The organism is Pseudomonas sp. 18175, from assembly GCF_050432925.1.
Lineage (GTDB): Bacteria > Pseudomonadota > Gammaproteobacteria > Pseudomonadales > Pseudomonadaceae > Aquipseudomonas.
In genome coordinates this window covers 1-16,661 of record NZ_JBKFTO010000039.1, presented here as the reverse complement: position 1 = coordinate 16,661, position 16,661 = coordinate 1, and the positions used below count along the sequence as shown (strand labels likewise).

Annotated in this window: 13 protein-coding genes; 6 read left to right on the top strand and 7 right to left on the bottom strand. The window is 58.7% G+C overall.

Going from position 1 to position 16,661, the window contains the following annotated elements:
- Positions 1-59: 59 nt before the first annotated feature.
- Complete coding sequence (gene soxR, locus ACLD1Y_RS30660; protein ID WP_429481393.1) at positions 60-503, bottom strand: redox-sensitive transcriptional activator SoxR; 444 nt, start codon at positions 501-503, stop codon at positions 60-62.
- 100 nt (positions 504-603) lie between these two features.
- Here soxR and ACLD1Y_RS30655 point away from each other — a divergent pair, with 100 nt between their 5' ends.
- A complete protein-coding gene (locus ACLD1Y_RS30655) occupies positions 604-969 on the top strand; it encodes an antibiotic biosynthesis monooxygenase (protein ID WP_429481392.1) in 366 nt (121 codons plus the stop codon).
- On the opposite strand, the gene ACLD1Y_RS30650 is transcribed toward ACLD1Y_RS30655, so the two are convergent.
- The 4 genes from ACLD1Y_RS30650 to msuE all read right to left on the bottom strand — a co-directional run bounded on the left by ACLD1Y_RS30650 (position 958) and on the right by msuE (position 5,125).
- Entirely contained in the window at positions 958-2,061 is a 1,104-nt protein-coding gene (locus ACLD1Y_RS30650) for a sigma-54 interaction domain-containing protein (RefSeq protein WP_429481391.1), read from the bottom strand. The two genes, ACLD1Y_RS30655 and ACLD1Y_RS30650, sit on opposite strands and share 12 nt — an antisense overlap.
- A gap of 12 nt (positions 2,062-2,073) precedes the next feature.
- A complete protein-coding gene (locus ACLD1Y_RS30645; RefSeq protein WP_429481390.1) occupies positions 2,074-3,261 on the bottom strand; it encodes an acyl-CoA dehydrogenase family protein in 1,188 nt (395 codons plus the stop codon).
- Positions 3,262-3,409: 148 nt separating this feature from the next.
- The gene (ssuD, locus tag ACLD1Y_RS30640; RefSeq protein WP_429481389.1) at positions 3,410-4,552 is read right to left on the bottom strand and encodes an FMNH2-dependent alkanesulfonate monooxygenase; all 1,143 of its coding nucleotides are present in this window, start codon (positions 4,550-4,552) and stop codon (positions 3,410-3,412) included.
- 9 nt (positions 4,553-4,561) lie between these two features.
- A complete protein-coding gene (gene msuE / locus ACLD1Y_RS30635; RefSeq protein ID WP_429481388.1) occupies positions 4,562-5,125 on the bottom strand; it encodes an FMN reductase in 564 nt (187 codons plus the stop codon).
- A gap of 398 nt (positions 5,126-5,523) precedes the next feature.
- Here msuE and ACLD1Y_RS30630 point away from each other — a divergent pair, with 398 nt between their 5' ends.
- The 5 genes from ACLD1Y_RS30630 to ACLD1Y_RS30610 all read left to right on the top strand — a co-directional run bounded on the left by ACLD1Y_RS30630 (position 5,524) and on the right by ACLD1Y_RS30610 (position 14,885).
- Positions 5,524-5,793 carry a hypothetical protein gene (locus ACLD1Y_RS30630; protein WP_429481387.1) on the top strand — a complete coding sequence of 90 codons (270 nt, stop codon included), beginning with the start codon at positions 5,524-5,526 and terminating at the stop codon, positions 5,791-5,793.
- A 325-nt stretch (positions 5,794-6,118) separates the two neighbouring features.
- The gene (locus tag ACLD1Y_RS30625; protein WP_429481386.1) at positions 6,119-10,231 is read left to right on the top strand and encodes a DUF1592 domain-containing protein; all 4,113 of its coding nucleotides are present in this window, start codon (positions 6,119-6,121) and stop codon (positions 10,229-10,231) included.
- Between the two features lie 2 nt (positions 10,232-10,233).
- Positions 10,234-11,613, top strand: a complete 1,380-nt coding sequence (locus ACLD1Y_RS30620; RefSeq protein WP_429481385.1) for a DUF1552 domain-containing protein — start codon at positions 10,234-10,236, stop codon at positions 11,611-11,613.
- Positions 11,614-11,866: 253 nt separating this feature from the next.
- A complete protein-coding gene (locus ACLD1Y_RS30615) occupies positions 11,867-13,027 on the top strand; it encodes a cysteine desulfurase family protein (protein WP_429481384.1) in 1,161 nt (386 codons plus the stop codon).
- Positions 13,028-13,076: 49 nt separating this feature from the next.
- A complete protein-coding gene (locus tag ACLD1Y_RS30610; RefSeq protein ID WP_429481383.1) occupies positions 13,077-14,885 on the top strand; it encodes an aminopeptidase P family protein in 1,809 nt (602 codons plus the stop codon).
- Between the two features lie 75 nt (positions 14,886-14,960).
- On the opposite strand, the gene ACLD1Y_RS30605 is transcribed toward ACLD1Y_RS30610, so the two are convergent.
- On the bottom strand, positions 14,961-15,242 hold the full coding sequence (locus tag ACLD1Y_RS30605; RefSeq protein WP_429481382.1) for a hypothetical protein: 282 nt from the start codon (positions 15,240-15,242) through the stop codon (positions 14,961-14,963).
- A 168-nt stretch (positions 15,243-15,410) separates the two neighbouring features.
- On the bottom strand, positions 15,411-16,298 hold the full coding sequence (rhtA, locus tag ACLD1Y_RS30600) for a threonine/homoserine exporter RhtA (protein ID WP_429481381.1): 888 nt from the start codon (positions 16,296-16,298) through the stop codon (positions 15,411-15,413).
- Between the last annotated feature and the right edge of the window lie 363 nt (positions 16,299-16,661).

The following is a 16,661-nucleotide window of genomic DNA, read 5'->3' as shown; positions in this document are numbered from 1 at the left end:
GACATAGCCTTTAAGTCGCACCGCCGCTCCCACATTTTGATTGGGTTTTCAGTTCAAGCTTATGTCGTGGGCTCCAACAGTTGAGCCCCTGGCCCACGCTCACCCAACTGATCATCCTGATTGCGCAACGGGCACGCCTCCATCGACAAACACCCACAGCCAATGCAGCCATTGAGTTTGTCCCGCAACAGCAACAATTTGTTGATGCGCTCATCCAGGTCTTCCCGCCACAACGCCGACAAACGCTCCCAATCCTTGGCGGTGGGCGTGCGCCCATCCGGCAGTGTCTGTAGCGCTTCGCCAATGGTTGCCAATGGAATGCCCAAGCGTTGGGCGATCTTGATCACCACCACTCGCCGCAATACGTCCCGTGGATACCGCCGCTGGTTGCCGGCATTGCGATTGCTCTTGATCAGCCCCTTGGTCTCGTAGAAGTGCAACGCCGTGACCGCCACACCACTGCGGGCCGCCAACTGGCCGACGGTAAGTTCTTTGTTCAGCATGAAAAGCTCCGAAACAGCGCTTGACCTTGACTTAACTAGAGGTTTTACCCTGCGTGGCATCGAATCGCAAGATTCTGCCTACAGAGAAAGGGGAGTGTTCATGCAGGTATCAGAGAAGAATCGCAGCTTCACTCAACTGATCGAATTTCACATCGAACCCCATCAGCAACTGGCCCTGGTGGCGGCGCTGTCCTCCCAGAGCGAGCGTCTGGCCGCTGGGCATGGCGGTTTTTTGAGTGCAAGCGTGCAGGTCAGCGATGACGGGCGGCGGGTGCTCAATTACCTGCAATGGCAATCCCGCGAGGATGGCGAGGCGGCGTTCCAGCGCATCGAGCAGGGCGAGGACGATTTTTGGATGCTGATTCGTGCCCACCAGGCCACGGCGGTGACCTTTGGTTCGTTCCAGATGCTGCGCAGTTTTGAGCGCAGCCATGACAACGCGTTGCACTGCCGCCTAAATGGATAGGTGCAGCATGCGCTCGCCCTGTAGGTTTTCGCCTGGACGGCGTTTGTTCACCGCCAGCTCGCCGATCTTGATCAGGCGCGTGCGCGTGACGTTGCGGCTCAGGCCCAGCAGGTTGGCAGTGTGCACCTGGTTGTAATGGCTGAAGCGGTAGGCGGCACGCAGTAATGCATCCTCGACTTTCTCGTGCAGGGCCCCAGCCTGTTCCTCGAACAGCTTTTGGAAGGCACGTTCCAGCAGGGCTTCGGCGCTGTTGTCGGTGCTGTGCTGGCTGTCGTCCTGACGCTCGATGCGCATGTTCGACAAGCGCAGATCGTCCCGTTCGATCACGCCATTGCGGCAGATCAACAGGGTGTGGTGGATCACGTTTTCCAGCTCGCGGATATTGCCCGGCCAGCTATAGCTTTTGAGCTTGTGCTCGGCCTCGCGGCTGATGGTGATCGGGCCGTAGCCCAGGCGTTGGCTGTAGGCTTCGATGAAGTGCCGGGTCAGCGGCAGGATATCGCCGGGGCGTTCGCGCAAGGGGCTGAGCTCCAGGCTGACCACGTCGAGGCGGTAGTAGAGGTCTTCGCGAAAGTGCCCGGCGTTGATGGCTTTTTCCAGTTGTACGTTGGTCGCGGCCAGTACGCGCACATCAATCGGAATGCTCTTACGCGACCCCAGCCGCACCACTTCGCGTTCTTGTAGGACGCGCAGCAACTTGACCTGGATCGCCATCGGCAAGTCGCCGATCTCGTCCAGGAACAACGTGCCGCCGTCGGCTTCTTCGAACCAACCGGCCTTGGCACTGAGGGCGCCGGTAAAGGCGCCTTTTTCATGGCCGAACAGTTCGGCTTCCACCAGGGATTCGGAGAACGCGCCGCAGTTCACCGCCACAAAGGGGCGGTTGCGCCGCGCGCTGAGGTTGTGGATATGGCGTGCCACCAGCTCTTTACCGGTCCCGGTCTCGCCGATGATCAACACGCTGGCTTCGCTGGGCGCCACTTGCTGGATATGGTCGAGCAACGCTTGGGATTTGGGGTCTTCAAACACCTGGGCCGTGGCGCGGATCGACGTCGCAAGGGCGGGCGAGGGCGGTAGGGTTAACAGCTGCATGGGCACCTCTGCTTAGGAATAGAACGTCGGAGTCGGCAGGGATTGGTTCAACGCCCAATCCCCCAGTTCGTGGAGTTTGTAGTCCACCGGATCGTGCAGGGTTTGCGTGCGCAGGTTGCGCCAGTGGCGGTCCAGGCGCAGCGATGCGTGGGTGGAGCGCGCGCCGGTCACTTCAAACAGGCGACTGCACAGCTCCAGGCCCTGGCGGGTGGCGGCGACTTTGGCGGTCGCAATGGCGATGGCCAGTTGGCCGCGCTCGTGCTCACTGAGGTTGGGACCTTTGGCCCAGGCCTGGTCGAGCAGCTCGGCGGCGCGCTCCACCAGCAGACGAACGCCTTCCAACGCTACCCAGAACTCGCCGTAGTGATGCAGCACGTAGGGGTCGTTGCGTACCTCGATGGCGCTGGATTTATGCCAGGCGCGGGTCTCGGTCAGGGTGTAGTTGCGGGCTTCCTCAAAGGCGCCTTCGGCAATCCCGAGAAACATATGGGTGAAGGTCAACTGCGCGATCAGCGGGCGCAGGCAGGCAAATGGGGTACTGAGTGGGCCTGGGTCGAGCAGCAGTTCCGATTCTTCGACACGCACCCGTTCGAAGCTGGCGCTGCCGCTGTCGGTCTGGCGCTGGCCGATATTGTTCCAATCGTTGTGCAGGGTGATGCCGCTACGGCCGCTGGGGATCGCGGCGATCAGCAGTTTGCCGCCGGCGGTTTCATCCACCGCCGAAGCGATCAGCATCTCCGAATCACTGGCGCCGGAGCAGAAGCTCTTCTTGCCGGAGAACTCGCGCCAGCCGCCGAAATCCTTGACCACGGTGCGTGTGTCCAGCGGGTTAAGGGCGTTGCCCCAGAACCAGTTTTTGCGGGCCGTCTGTTCGAACCAGGGCTGCCATTGGTCAGGGCGCGAAAACAGGCGCACGGTGGCGAGCATCAGGTGGTGAAAGCCGAAGACGTGGGCGATGGAACTGTCCACTTTGGCGAACTCGCGCACGATGCCGAGGGTGTCACTCCAGCGTGCGCCGAGGCCACCGTATTGGGTGGGAATACTTAGGGCCAGCAGGCCGCTCTGGCGCAAGGCGTCACGTTCGGCCTTGGGGGTGCCACCGCGCTCATCGCGTTCGACGGCGGTGAGGGCGAATTCGGCGGCCAGCAGTTTGGCGGTCTGCAGGGGAGAGGGCAGGACGCTGTGGGGTTTGGCTGTCACGCGGTGTTCCTCATTTTTTATCTGACAATGAAGGCCAAGTGTGGGAGCGGGCTTGCTCGCGAATGCGGTCTTTCAGTCGATACACATTTCACTGACCCTCCGCATTCGCGAGCAAGCCCGCTCCCACATAAAGCCGATCTCACTGCCCTCAGGCCTTTGTTGTGGGCAGCACATCGTTGGCAATCATTTCGCCAAACGGACCGGTGAGGTTGGTGATGCCACGCCCGGCAAGGCTGGCGTAGGGCTCTGGCAGCAGCGGGAACACCAGCTCTGCAAACCGATACGCTTCTTCCAGGTGCGGATAGCCGGAGAAGATGAAGCTCTCGATACCCAGGTCGGCGTATTCCTTGATGCGCTCGGCCACTTGTTGCGGGTTGCCCACCAACGCTGTACCGGCACCGCCGCGTACCAGGCCGACGCCGGCCCAGAGGTTGGGGGCGATCTCCAGGTTGTCGCGGCGCCCATCGTGCAGGGCGGCCATGCGGCGCTGGCCTTCGGAGTCAAAACGCGAGAAGGATTTTTGCGCAGCGGCGATGGTGTCGTCGCTGATGTGCTCGATCAGTTTGTCGGCGGCCTTCCAGGCGTCTTCTTCGGTTTCACGCACGATCACATGCAGGCGAATACCGAACTTCACAGTACGGCCGTGGCGGGCGGCGCGTTCGCGCACATCGGCGAGCTTTTCTGCGACGGCGGCAGGCGGTTCGCCCCAGGTCAGGTACACGTCCACCTGTTCAGCGGCAAGATCGTGGGCAGCATCGGACGAACCGCCGAAGTACAGCGGTGGATAAGGCTTTTGTACCGGTGGGTAAAGGGCCTTGGCGTTCTGTACGCGCAGGTGCTTGCCTTCGAAATCTACCGATTCGCCCTGCAACACACGGCGCCAGATCTTGAGGAATTCGTCGGAGACTTCGTAGCGTTCACTGTGGTCGAGGAAGCTGCCGTCGCCACGGTTTTCATCGGGGTCGCCGCCGGTCACCACGTTGATCAGCAGGCGGCCATTGGACAGGCGGTCCAGGGTGGCGGCCATGCGCGCGGACACCGTGGGCGAGATGATCCCCGGACGAATCGCCACGAGGTAACGCAAGCGTTCGGTCAGGGGCACCAGTGCCGAGGCGATGACCCAGGAGTCTTCGCACGAACGCCCGGTAGGAATCAACACGCCGTGGTAACCCAGGCTGTCAGCCGCTTGGGCGACTTGTTTCAGGTAATTGAGGGTGACCGGTCGCGCACCTTGGGTGGTGCCCAAGTAATGACCGTCGCCGTGCGTAGGAAGGAACCAGAAAACATCCATGACAAATCCTTAAGCGATTTTCAGCAGAGAGGGGGAGTGCGCAGCAAACAAAGGTGCTGCGCGTTCTGCCGCAAGACGAATACGGCCCTTCAAGAGCTCACTGGTTATTTGGTAGTCGGTGAAATCGGCTTCGGTGGCGTACACACCAATCGGCAAGGTCAATGCCTGGAAGAAGCTGAACAGTGGGCGCAGTTGGTGATCGAGAACCAACGCGTGGCGTTCGCTGCCGCCGGTGGCAGCCAGCAAGATCGGCGTGTTGATCAGCGCGTTAAGGCCAACCAGGTCAAACAGGTGCTTGAGCAGGCCCGGGTAAGAACCGCGATAGACCGGCGCGGCGACGATCAGCAGGTCGGCCTGTTCAATGGCCAACAGTTGGGATTCGACTTCTGCGGGTAGCTCATCGCGTGACAGTGCACCACCCAATGGGCGGGCGATGTCGCCCAACTCGATCACCGTGCTCTGGATCGGCAACAAGGTGGCCAGTTCGGCCAGCACCGCCTGGGTCAGCACCAGGGTACGGGATGGGCGCCAGGTTCCGCCGGAGAGGGCAACGACATTCAGGGGACGGGTCATGAACAGTTCCTTTTTCAACAGTGGTTGATTGCAGGTGTGGTGCATGCTGTTGAGCAAGAGCTGTACCAACGGGCGCAGGCCTTGATCGGCGTGGGTTGCGGGTTCACTGCTGAAAAGTGCGGCTGTTGGCTGCCTGTGTATTTGTTGAATGACTGTTGCCTGGGCAACAGTTGCGTGGCGAACAGTGTGGGTTCGTGTGGAGCCAGTTATAGAGGGTTATGGTTATTCCGTAAACGAACGTATTTCCATATTTATAGATCATATGGAAATATGTGGCGGTCGCTATCGAAGGTGTCTCGGCGGTTGATAGCAACTATCACGGGAGGTGATTTTTCACTGCGAAGAGGCGGGAGTAGCCTGTGTTCATTGACTTGAACCTACTTCGCAGAGCCGCCGCCATGACCCGACTCCTTACTGTTTCCTTATTGCTTGCCATCTCCGTCCTCGCTGGGTGTGCGACTCATCCTTCGCCTGAATTGCGTCCCTATACGGCGGAAGAAACCAAGCAGTTGGCGTTGGAAGCGCTGGGGCGTCGCGGGTTGTCGTTTGATGAGTATCAACGCCAACGCGCCGAGTTGACCGGCCAGCCACAGAAGGCGTTTGGTTTTGACCAACAGGCTGAGATGAACGCGCAACGTGCGGCCCAGCGCAGTGGTCGTCCGAGCTGAAACCTGTTGGAAAGCAGGGCAAGTAGATATCCGGATTTGACGTTGCGATATCTCCCAACTAGAACTTACGAGTAGTTAGTCAATTCGCCTGAATCGTGCAGGCGAATGTTCGAGTCGAGTGTCTGTCGGTTCCTGATCTTATGGCTTTAGGCCATGTCTTAGTTTCGCAGTGGAATAGCCTTGCAAGACATTCCCATTTGGATCGTCCGGGTTCGATGGCCTTTTTTGGTCCGCAGCCCTGCCAGGCGCTTTCTGAAGGGATCGTGAAACTGTGCATTCGTTCTTCGATGGAGCTACACCTGGCCTGCCAGTGAGGCCGTGAGTCATGGAGAGGTCGTTCGGGTTGGGTTGTTCTGTTTTGCGTTGTGGCTGGGGGGTGCTGTTTGCCTTGCTGGGTTCTGAAGCGTTTGCAGCGGCCTGTACGGCGCCAGACGACTATGAAGCAGGCAAGGTCTACGCACAGGGCGACCAGGTAAAGAACGTCGGTCGACAGTTTGAGTGTTGGATGGATGCCGAGGCGCCCCTTGGCATTGGCAGTTGGCAATGGTGCAAACAGCCCGAGTACAACCCTGGTTTGCCCGCCGGCAGCGGCGCGATCTACTGGCCGGATGCCTGGAAAGACCTGGGCGAGTGTGGCGGCTTCCAAGGCAATCGCCTGACCCTGAACTTCACCACCTTGAGTGGCCGCGCGCCTCTCGCAAACCCTGTGCCCGGTGTGTCCCGTGCCGATCAGGTCGTCACTGGGGTATTGCGCTGCAAGGCCGAAGAAATCCCGATCAGTGCCAAATCGGGCGAAACAGTCCATGTCGATAACTTGAAGGCTTGCGACTATCAATTGGTGATGAACGTCGCCGATGGGTTTGTACCGTTGAACACCCCCCGTATCGTTTCCTTCCTGCGCAATGAAGGCGAAGAGCAGGCCGTCACCCTGAAGTACCGGCCGCCGGTTCAGGTGGACAAGTTGAGTGGTTTGCCGGGAATCAAGATCAGCCTGTTTGCCCAAGGGCTGATTCAGCCGCGGCAAATGGCGATGGGCAAGAACGTGCTCTATGTCGGCTCCAGTGCGATTCCTTCCTACGTCTACGACAAAAAAATCGCCGATATGATTTACGCCTTGCCCCTGGACGATGCGGGTAACCCAACGGGTATTTATGTGATCGCCAGCGGGCTGGAGGAGCCGGCCGGCGTGGCGTATCGAGATGGCGATTTGTACTACTCGACCACCGGCAGGCTGTATCGCGTGCGCGACGCTGACGCGCACTACAAGGACCCTTCATCTGAGTTGGTATTCAATCTCCCTGCCGATGATTCGGTGTTCCCATTGCCTTCCCTAGCTTTTGGTTCCAGCACGCGTTTCTGGCATATGAAGCACATTTTGCGTTTCAACCCGCTTGACCCGACCGACACGGGCCTTTACACCGCCAACGGTATTCCTTGCAACCTGTGCATGATCCCGGCTGATCCGCGTTACGGCACGTTACTGCGTTACGACATGGCGACGGGCAAAGCGCAAATTCTTGCAAAGGGGGTGCGTAACTCCGTCGGTTTCGACTGGAACCCCAAGACTGGTGAAAAGTGGTTCACCGATAACAACCGCCAGGGTTACCCCAACCCGGATGAGATCAACCGGATCAGCGCGCCCAACCAGCATTTTGGCGTGCCTTACCTGTTTGGCAAAAGCACTCCAGGTTTTACCGAAGAAGAGTTTCAAAACCCGACGGTGATTCAACCACCTTTGGTTCAAGGCGCGATTGTGTCCGATAAGTCCTTGCAACAGGTCGATCCCAAAGACTACGTACCCGCAGCCTTTGAGTTGGGCACCAACACGGCGCCACTGGGGTTGAAATTCTGGGACGGCTACCCCGCACGTGCGGGCACTCAAAATATGCTGGTGGCGGTGCACGGAGCGGGTACGGCGGCACGGCCGGGCATGGATGTGCGCCTCTTCTCTATCCAGGACGGCACCCGGGTGGTCAACCAGATCCCGCTGATCAACGGTTTTGTGCAGAACCCACAGCGCTTTGACGTGTATTGCCTGGATGACTCGTGCATTGGCAGGCCTGCGGAATTCCTGGAGCTGTCCGATCAGAGCCTGCTGATCTCCGATGATGTCGCGGGGGTGATCTACCGTGTCCGTTATGACCCCACAGGCCTGCCGAACACGCAGCTTAGCTTGCGCCCGATGCTGGCACCTGCACCGGAGTTGGAGGATGAAATGATCAGTGGCACGCTGATCTCGCCTGACGGTAACTCCCGTCAATTCCATACGTCCTTCAATCCTGCTGACAGTGAGGCTGCCGTAGTGCTCAACGGGTTGGCGTACGGCACGTATAAGGTCCAGCTCAACGATGTAAAAAACTGGATCCCCCAGACGCGCAACACGCTCCTCACCTTGTCTGCCGAGAACAAACAACAGGTATTGGACCTGCAATACCGTGTGCGGCCAGTCAAGCTGGAAGTAAAAGTGACGGTGTTGGCGCCTCAGAAGCCGAGCTCCGTGATGGACGCCAAATGGCACTTCACGGTTCAGCCGAAAGAGCCGGCGGATGCCCCGCCCGAGGTGGTGCAAGTGCCTTGGGGTGAGAGCGTCACACGGCTTTTTGACTATGGGGAGTACGATATCCTCCACCCTTTCTACCCTCAGGAAATGCCACAACCAGAGCGGGTAACGCTAAAAATCAACGAAGAAAGCCAGGACGAACAACTCATGCCGATCTCGTATCGCCACGAGCCGAAACTGGGCGCGTCGGTACTGGCCGAGTCATGCACCAAGTGCCATGCAGTGGAGTCCTTCAATAACCTGCGCATGGCGGTGGCGTGGAGCGCTGCGGGCCAGGAGGCATTGGTGCGGCAAATCAAGACCATGCCGGTGGAGGGGCACTGTGATACCACCTGCGCCACCGAGATCAGCAAGCATTTGTTTGGCGTGGTCTGGGCGCCGTACTTGGAGGCGACTGAAGCCCAGGGGCAGCGCCAGTTACGTCTGCTGACACGAGACGAATACGCCAACAGTGTCGAAGATATCCTGGCCGTCGAGGTCAACAAGGAGAAACTGCCGGCGGATAAATCGGAAAAGGACTTCAAGTACCCCGGTGAAGCCGACATGGGGCTCTTGCAGGCCGAAGACATCAAGCAGCTGTATGGCATGGCCGTATCGATCGCCGAAAGGGTCACAGCCGAACAGCTTGAACACCTCAAATCGGCCACCGACAGTGGGACGGTGAGTGCTTTGGGTTACCAACTGTTCCGTCGTCATTTGACTGAGGATGAACGTGCGCGTTATCAGGCCACGCTGGATGAGCACGGAGAGAAGGCGCTGGTGACGGCGCTGCTGCTGTCGCCCCACTTCCTCTACCGCTCGGAGTTGGGGCAGGTTGTGTCGGGGCAAACCGGGGTCTACAAGCTGACGCCTTACGAGACCGCAACCGCGTTGTCCTTCACCTATCAAGGAACTACCCCGGACGCGCAGTTGCTGGCCAAGGCCGAGCGCAATGAGCTGCAGACGCCATCGCAAATCACTGCAGAGATCGACCGGATGATGCGCACCGAGCGTGGCCTGGAGCAATTCAACCGATTCATCAGTTACTACATCAAGACGCAACGCGGTGTTCAGGAAAAACCGGGGTTGGATGCGGCGACGATTCAACTGATGACGCAAGAGCAATCGCTGCTGACCCGTCATGTGATGCTCGATGGCAAGGGCACGCTGGATGAATTGTTCAACCCGGGCGTGACCTTCCTCAATAAGGCGCTGGCTGAGCATTACGGCGTCAGCGGGGTAACGGGCGACACGATGCAGAAGGTCACGGTGGATCAGACGCGCGGAGGTCTGCTGCATCTCGGACTCTTCCAGGCGTCTACCGCCGACTTCAAGGTGACGTCATTGGTCAAGCGCGGTATTGCGATTCGCGAGAACTTGTTCTGCCGAGAGTTTGGTGCGCCTGTTGAAGCCGAGCCGACGGAGCCGGCCTACCCGCCGCGTGCGATCACGACCCGCGAACGTTGGGACCTGGTCAACGGTGAGCAGGCTTCTGGCGGACGTTGCTGGAAGTGCCATCAATATATGAATGACACCGGCGCGTCGATGGAGCACTACGACGCTGCCGGACGCTATCGCCAGCAAGAGCCAGCCTACAACTTCGCGCAGTTCCCTGCGCAGTTGCCGATTAATTCCGCCGGGCCGTTTATCAGTGTCGATGGGACGGTACCTATCGAGGATGTGCGGGGTATCTCCAAACTGATCCCACACAACTCGGCGTCGTTGTTCTGCATGGCGGACAGCTACTTCCGTTTTGCGTCGGGTAACAAGTCCGACGAGTCCACTACCGCGACCGTCAAGGCAATGATCGACGGGCTGAAAGGGGAGGGGTCATTACCGATGATGTTGCGCACGCTGGGCACCTCCAACGGGTTCCAATTCAAGACGCAGAGGGATTGATCATGGATATCTTGAAAAGCCGTCGTTTGTTCCTTGCCGGTCTTGCCGGTTTAGGGGCCGTGGGTGCCGTTGCTGCATTGACCCGATGTGGCCTGGCGCGAATGGCCCTGACAGGGCAGAGCCAGCAAGCCAAGCTCAAAGTGGTGTTTTTTGTGGTGCCCGATGGCTTGGCAGTTGACTCCGCTTCTGCGTATTCCAGCGATGGCCGGGGCCTTTGGCATCCGAGCGCAAATGGCTTGGATACGTCAGACTTCGCGCTTAACGAAGTCAGCCAAGAGCTTGCCGCCTATAGGAACCAATCGCTGTACTTGCGTGGCACGATTTTGGGGCCGGGTAATGAGGGCCACAACGGTTGGACCTGGGCGCTGCGGGATCGTGAAAAGAAGATGGCCTCGATCGATGTGCTGTTGGGGCGGCACATGCCGGGGACTGATCCGTCCCAGCGCAGTCTTTTTTCCGGGCCGCACTCAGGCACAGACGGCACCGCGTGGCACGTGTCGTGGGAAGGGCCGGAGAATGGTGGCGCGATGCGCAGGCCCGATCAGGATCCGGTTCTGATGTACGAAAAAATCTTCGGGAGTGTCAGCCGCGAGGTGCGTGAGCAACAGTCGCGAAACAAGCATGTGTTCGATCCGGTGTTGGCAGACATCAATGAAATCCGAGGGCGACTTGGGGGTGCGCAAAAGCAAAAGCTTGATACACAGCTGGCGTCCGTGGAGCAAGCCATGAAGGACATGGAAGAGGTGTTGCCGCCCGTAGGAGAGTGCTCGCCGTTGGCGCTGGACGAGGTGCCGTACAAGTCGGCACAGTTTCGTACCCAGGTGCAACACAGCCATCATCAGGTGGTCGCCACGGCGCTGGCATGCGGGATCACCCGCGTTGCCACTGTCCAGGTCGGCCGCTCGGCAGAATCGTTGAATATTCTGGACGTCAGTGACGTGAGCAACCCCCATGACTGCGCCCACCGTCTCGCTGGCGTGGATATGTGGAAGAAATCCCGGCAGTGGTATACCCAGCGCGTCAAACTATTCATGGACCAATTGGCAATGCGTGCCGACCCTGATGTGCCGAGTGACAACTTGCTCAAACACACCCTGGTCGTGCTCACCAGCGAAATGGCCGATGGCGCGCCCGAACACACGTTGGATATGCCGTTGGCTCTGATGGGGGGCGCGAGTGGTTTGTTGAAAAGTGGCGACGGCGCGGGGCGGTATTTCAACATCACCGCCCAAGGTGATAGGCAGCAATATGGCAACCCTGTGATTGGTAATAAGTTTGTGGATATGCAGAGGATCTGGGCCACCATCGCCAAGGCGGCAGGGACCAGCGTGCCCTATGGTGGGAATGTCGACCCGGTGAGTGGGATATTCACCAACGTCTAAGCATTTAGGTATCGCACAAAAGGCCGAAAAGTCGCCATATAGGACTTTTCGGCTTTTTGCATTTAGGCCCAATCGTTCTAACGTGCCCAACCCTCGGGCTGTTAAGCTCAATTCCAGGAGCGTTCCTACGCACATTTACACCACGTGTTCCTTTTTTAATGGCATTTGATCGGTTAAACCTGACGACCTCTTGTCCCGGTCAATGCCCCTGAGACGCTGTTCTCGGGAACCTGTTCTGCGAGTCTCTAACGTCATGAATAAACGTCCGTTGTATTTCGACTACGCCGCCACCACGCCGGTGGATGAGCGGGTTATCCAAGTGATGGTCGAGTGCCTTGGCTTCAACGCCAACTTCGGCAACCCCGCATCCAGCTCCCATGCGTTCGGCCAGGCGGCCCGGCAAACGGTTGAGCAGGCGCGTCGCCAAGTGGCCGGCCTGGTTGGTGCCCAGGCTGAGCAAATCGTCTGGACCTCCGGTGCCACCGAGTCCAACAACCTTGCGATCAAGGGCGTAGCCCAGGCACGGGGCGTGGCGGGTGGACATATGATCACCAGCCAGATTGAACACAAGGCCACCTTGGACACCGCGCGACAATTGCAGGAAACCGGCGTGGCCGTGACCTACCTGGTGCCGGACGCCGAGGGTTTGATTACGGCCGATGCGGTCAGCCAAGCGTTGCGCGAAGACACCTTTCTGGTGTCGCTGATGCTGGTGAATAACGAGCTGGGCACCCTCAACGATATTCCTGCTATCGGCGCACGGGTGCGTGAACACGGTGCGTTGTTGCACGTGGATGCGGCCCAAGGGGCGGGCAAGGTAGCAATCGACCTGGCCCAGTGGCCGGTGGATCTGATGTCATTTTCTGCCCACAAATTGTATGGACCTAAAGGTATCGGCGCGTTGTACGTTGGGCCACGGGCACAGCAGAAGGTGTTGGCGCAGATTCATGGTGGTGGTCACGAGGGTGGTTTGCGTTCCGGTACTTTGGCGACCCATCAGATTGCCGGCATGGGCAGCGCATTTGCCCTGGCGGCGGCGTCTTTTGCTGAAGAAAAAGCGGTGATCGTGGCTTTGCGTCAACGTCTGTTGGAACAGTTGGCGTCGGTTGCGGGCGTGAGCCTCAATGGCAGCGCTACACAACGTATTCCCCACACCTTGAGCCTTACGTTTGGCGAAGGTGAATTCAACTCGGCTGCACTGAGCGCGGGTATCGCGTTTTCCGCGACCTCTGCCTGCAACTCGGCGAGCAATGCACCTTCCCATGTGCTCTTGGCACTGGGCCATGATGCGCGCAGTGCCAGCCGTACCATTCGCTTGAGTCTGGGGCGGTTTACCACCGAACAGGATATCGATGAGGCGGTGCGGTTGATCAGGGCCGAGTTGGCCAGCGCGCCAGCGTTCTGGACGGTCTGATTTATTTTTCGCGACACATAATAATTATTCGTGGTTAGCAGGAGACACAATGAGTACGCAGCCCTTGACCCATGGAACGGTTCCCCAGCGCCTGGCGCGCACCCGTGAACTGATGAGCCGCGAGGGTATTCACGCCCTGCTGGTGCCATCGGCCGACCCGCACTTATCCGAATACTTGCCGGGTTATTGGCAGGGGCGTCAGTGGTTGTCGGGTTTTCATGGATCGGTGGGGACGCTGATTGTCACCGCCGATTTCGCTGGCGTATGGGCCGATAGCCGTTACTGGGAACAGGCGACCAAGGAGCTCAAGGGCAGCGGCATCGAACTGGTGAAATTGCAGCCAGGCCAGCCTGGTCCGTTGGAGTGGCTGGCTGAGCAAACACCGGAAGGCGGCGTGGTGGCGGTGGATGGCGCGGTGATGGCCGTCGCCTCGGCGCGTACGTTGAGCGGCAAGTTGGCGGAACGTGGTGCGCGCTTGCGTACAGACCTCGACGTGTTGGATCAGGTCTGGGAAGACCGTCCTGCCTTGCCGAATCAACCGATCTATCAACATTTGCCGCCGCAGGCTACCGTCAGCCGTGGCGAGAAACTTTCGGCCCTGCGGGCGAGCCTCAAAGAGAAGGGCGCCGACTGGCACTTCATCGCCACCCTGGATGACATCGCCTGGTTGTTCAACCTACGCGGCGGTGACGTTTCGTTTAACCCGGTGTTTGTGTCCTTTGCCTTGATCAACCAAGAACAAGCCACCTTGTTTGTGGCATTGAGCAAAGTGGATGCTGAACTGCGTGCGGTTCTGGAGCAGGACGGTGTAACCCTGCGTGACTACAGCGAAGTGGCCGATGCGCTGCGAGCCGTGTCGTCGGGTGCCAGTTTGCAGGTTGATCCGGCACGCGTTACCGCTGGTCTGCTGGAGAACCTTGATGCTGGCGTCAAGCTGATCGAAGGGCTGAACCCGACCACTCTGGCCAAGTCTCGCAAAAGCCTGGCTGACGCGGAACATATCCGTCAGGCCATGGAGCAGGACGGTGCGGCCTTGTGCGAGTTCTTCGCCTGGCTGGACAGCGCTCTGGGCCGTGAGCGCATTACGGAATTGACCATCGACGAGCACCTGACGGCTGCGCGTACCCGCCGGCCGGGTTATGTGTCGCTGAGTTTCAACACAATCGCCGCGTACAACGCCAATGGTGCGATGCCGCATTACCACGCCACCGAAGAGGAGCACGCGCTGATCGAGGGGGACGGTTTGCTGCTGATCGACTCGGGCGGCCAATACCTGGGTGGCACCACGGACATTACGCGGATGGTGCCAATCGGCACGCCGAGTGAAGAGCAGAAACGTGACTGTACCCGTGTGCTCAAGGGCGTGATTGCCTTGTCCCGCGCGCATTTCCCCAAAGGGATTCTGTCACCGCTGTTGGACGCCATCGCCCGCGCGCCGATCTGGGCTGAAGGCGTGGACTACGGCCACGGTACCGGGCACGGTGTAGGCTATTTCCTCAATGTGCATGAAGGTCCGCAAGTGATCGCCTACCAGGCCGCGACTGCGCCGCAAACGGCAATGCAGCCGGGGATGATCACTTCTATTGAGCCTGGGACTTACCGGCCGGGGCGTTGGGGCGTGCGTATCGAGAACCTAGTGTTGAACCGAGAAGCAGGCAAGACTGAGTTTGGTGAGTTTCTCAAATTTGAAACCCTGACCTTGTGCCCGATCGACACCCGTTGCCTGGAAACATCGCTGCTGACGGTGGACGAGCGCGAGTGGTTCAACGCTTACCATGCTGAGGTGCGTCAGCGCTTGAGCCCGTTGCTCAGTGGCGCGGCGCTTGAGTGGTTGCAGGTGCGTACGGCGGCTATTTGATCGGTCGCAATTAGTCGTCCAGGCCTTTTTGTGAGACATTAAAGATGAGCAGTCGGCGCAAGACTGCTCAGTCGGCTATTTACAGATGACGATCATGCTCCGGCTGGTGTAGCCAGCTGGGTTGAGGCCGAATGGATAGTCCCCTGGCTCTTCGGAATTGTCACCAGACTTGGCGATAACCTTGTAACCCTTGGCCCCGCACGAATTGGTTGCACTGGTGTAGCACTGGTCCCAGGAAGAAGACAGGCCGGAACAGTTGATATGCAGCCCTTTTTTGCCCCGTTTCACTTCTGTCTTGGTGGTCGCGGCACAGCCAGCAATGGCCACGACCATCAGCAGTATCAAAATTCGTTTCATTCCTATCCTTAATAGCCGCTTCGCAACAATGCTTTGAAGCAGGCTCTACTCGCTCTCGAGTGTAGCGTTCGCGCTGTCCCTGTCGAAATTCTCCATGAATGACATTCGTTTACGGCTTAAACATGGCCTAAATGAGCGGCAAATACCAGAGCTACATTCAAAGATGATTCAATCGGCCGGAACCAGCGGCTTTGACTCGTTATGCATCGTCAAGGTTGCCCCTGCGGAGGCCAGGATGATGCAGGTGATGGCCAGCCATTGCGCAAGGGAAAGATGCTCTTGCAGGAAGAGCAGGCCGGAGAGGGCGCCGAATGCGGGTTCGATGCTCATAAGCGTGCTGAAAGTGCGGGCGGGCAGGCGTGTCAGCGCGACCATTTCCAGCGTATAGGGCAATGCGGTGGACAGGATGGCCACGCCGAGGGCGACCGGGATCAAGGCGGGAGTCAGCAGTGTGGCGCCGGCATGGATGATGCCGATCGGCGCAACAAACAGCGCTGCGATCATGACGCCTAGGGCGGCGGTTTGTGCGCCGTTGTCATTGCCTGCTTTTTGGCCAAACAGGATGTATAGCGCCCAGCAAATACCTGCGCCCAAAGCATATGCTGCGCCAAGCAGATCAATGCCATGGCTGGCTTCTCCCATGGGAATCAACAGCAGCAGGCCTATGATCGCGAGCGCGATCCACAGGAAATCGACTGCCCGGCGCGAGGCGTAGATGGCCACGGCTAACGGACCGGTGAACTCGAGGGCTACTGCAATACCCAGCGGGACGCTGCGCAGTGACATATAGAAGAGGAAGTTCATGCCGCCCAACGCCATTCCGTACACGATGACGGTGCGCAGGGATTTGGCTGTCAGCTTCGCCCGCCATGGGCGTAATAGAAGCAGCATGATTACACTGGCGAAAATAAGGCGCAGGGCTGTAGTCCCCTGTGCGCCAATGATAGGAAACATGCTTTTGGCCAGCGAGGCACCGGATTGGACAGAGGCCATGGCGATCAACAGCAGGCCGATGGGGAACAGTGCTGTGGCCAGGCTGCGGGGGGAGGCGGTCATTCGGGTATTTGTCCAAGGTGGTAGTGAGAGATGTATCTAGCGCTATGATGCTTAACTGTTTTGAGTTGGGCAATATATTGCTCAATAAGCGGCGCGGAGTGTTCTATATATAGAGGATGTAGTCGATTTCAGGCTGTTTGATAGAAAACCTAAATTAAGGGTTGACGGCAGATTCTGGAGGCCTATAATTCGCCCCACTTCCGGCGCAGTCGAAACGGAAAACTCCTTGGTAAACAATGAGTTATGTAGGTTTTGACGGCAGGTTGCTTCAGTTCATCGAAGCAGTCGGGAAGTTGAAAAAGAGGTGTTGACAGCAGCGTGTAACGCTGTAGAATTCGCCTCCCGCTGACGAGAGATCGGAAG

Excerpts from the sequence above, each read along its gene's own strand:
- ACLD1Y_RS30615 (WP_429481384.1), top strand. The coding sequence starts at position 11,867 with ATGAATAAACGTCCGTTGTATTTCGACTACGCCGCCACCACGCCGGTG.
- ACLD1Y_RS30610 (WP_429481383.1), top strand. The coding sequence starts at position 13,077 with ATGAGTACGCAGCCCTTGACCCATGGAACGGTTCCCCAGCGCCTGGCG.
- ACLD1Y_RS30650 (WP_429481391.1), bottom strand. The coding sequence starts at position 2,061 with ATGCAGCTGTTAACCCTACCGCCCTCGCCCGCCCTTGCGACGTCGATC.
- ACLD1Y_RS30630 (WP_429481387.1), top strand. The coding sequence starts at position 5,524 with ATGACCCGACTCCTTACTGTTTCCTTATTGCTTGCCATCTCCGTCCTC.
- ACLD1Y_RS30625 (WP_429481386.1), top strand. The coding sequence starts at position 6,119 with ATGGAGAGGTCGTTCGGGTTGGGTTGTTCTGTTTTGCGTTGTGGCTGG.
- ACLD1Y_RS30620 (WP_429481385.1), top strand. The coding sequence starts at position 10,234 with ATGGATATCTTGAAAAGCCGTCGTTTGTTCCTTGCCGGTCTTGCCGGT.
- rhtA (WP_429481381.1), bottom strand. The coding sequence starts at position 16,298 with ATGACCGCCTCCCCCCGCAGCCTGGCCACAGCACTGTTCCCCATCGGC.
- soxR (WP_429481393.1), bottom strand. The coding sequence starts at position 503 with ATGCTGAACAAAGAACTTACCGTCGGCCAGTTGGCGGCCCGCAGTGGT.
- ssuD (WP_429481389.1), bottom strand. The coding sequence starts at position 4,552 with ATGGATGTTTTCTGGTTCCTTCCTACGCACGGCGACGGTCATTACTTG.
- ACLD1Y_RS30655 (WP_429481392.1), top strand. The coding sequence starts at position 604 with ATGCAGGTATCAGAGAAGAATCGCAGCTTCACTCAACTGATCGAATTT.
- ACLD1Y_RS30605 (WP_429481382.1), bottom strand. The coding sequence starts at position 15,242 with ATGAAACGAATTTTGATACTGCTGATGGTCGTGGCCATTGCTGGCTGT.
- msuE (WP_429481388.1), bottom strand. The coding sequence starts at position 5,125 with ATGACCCGTCCCCTGAATGTCGTTGCCCTCTCCGGCGGAACCTGGCGC.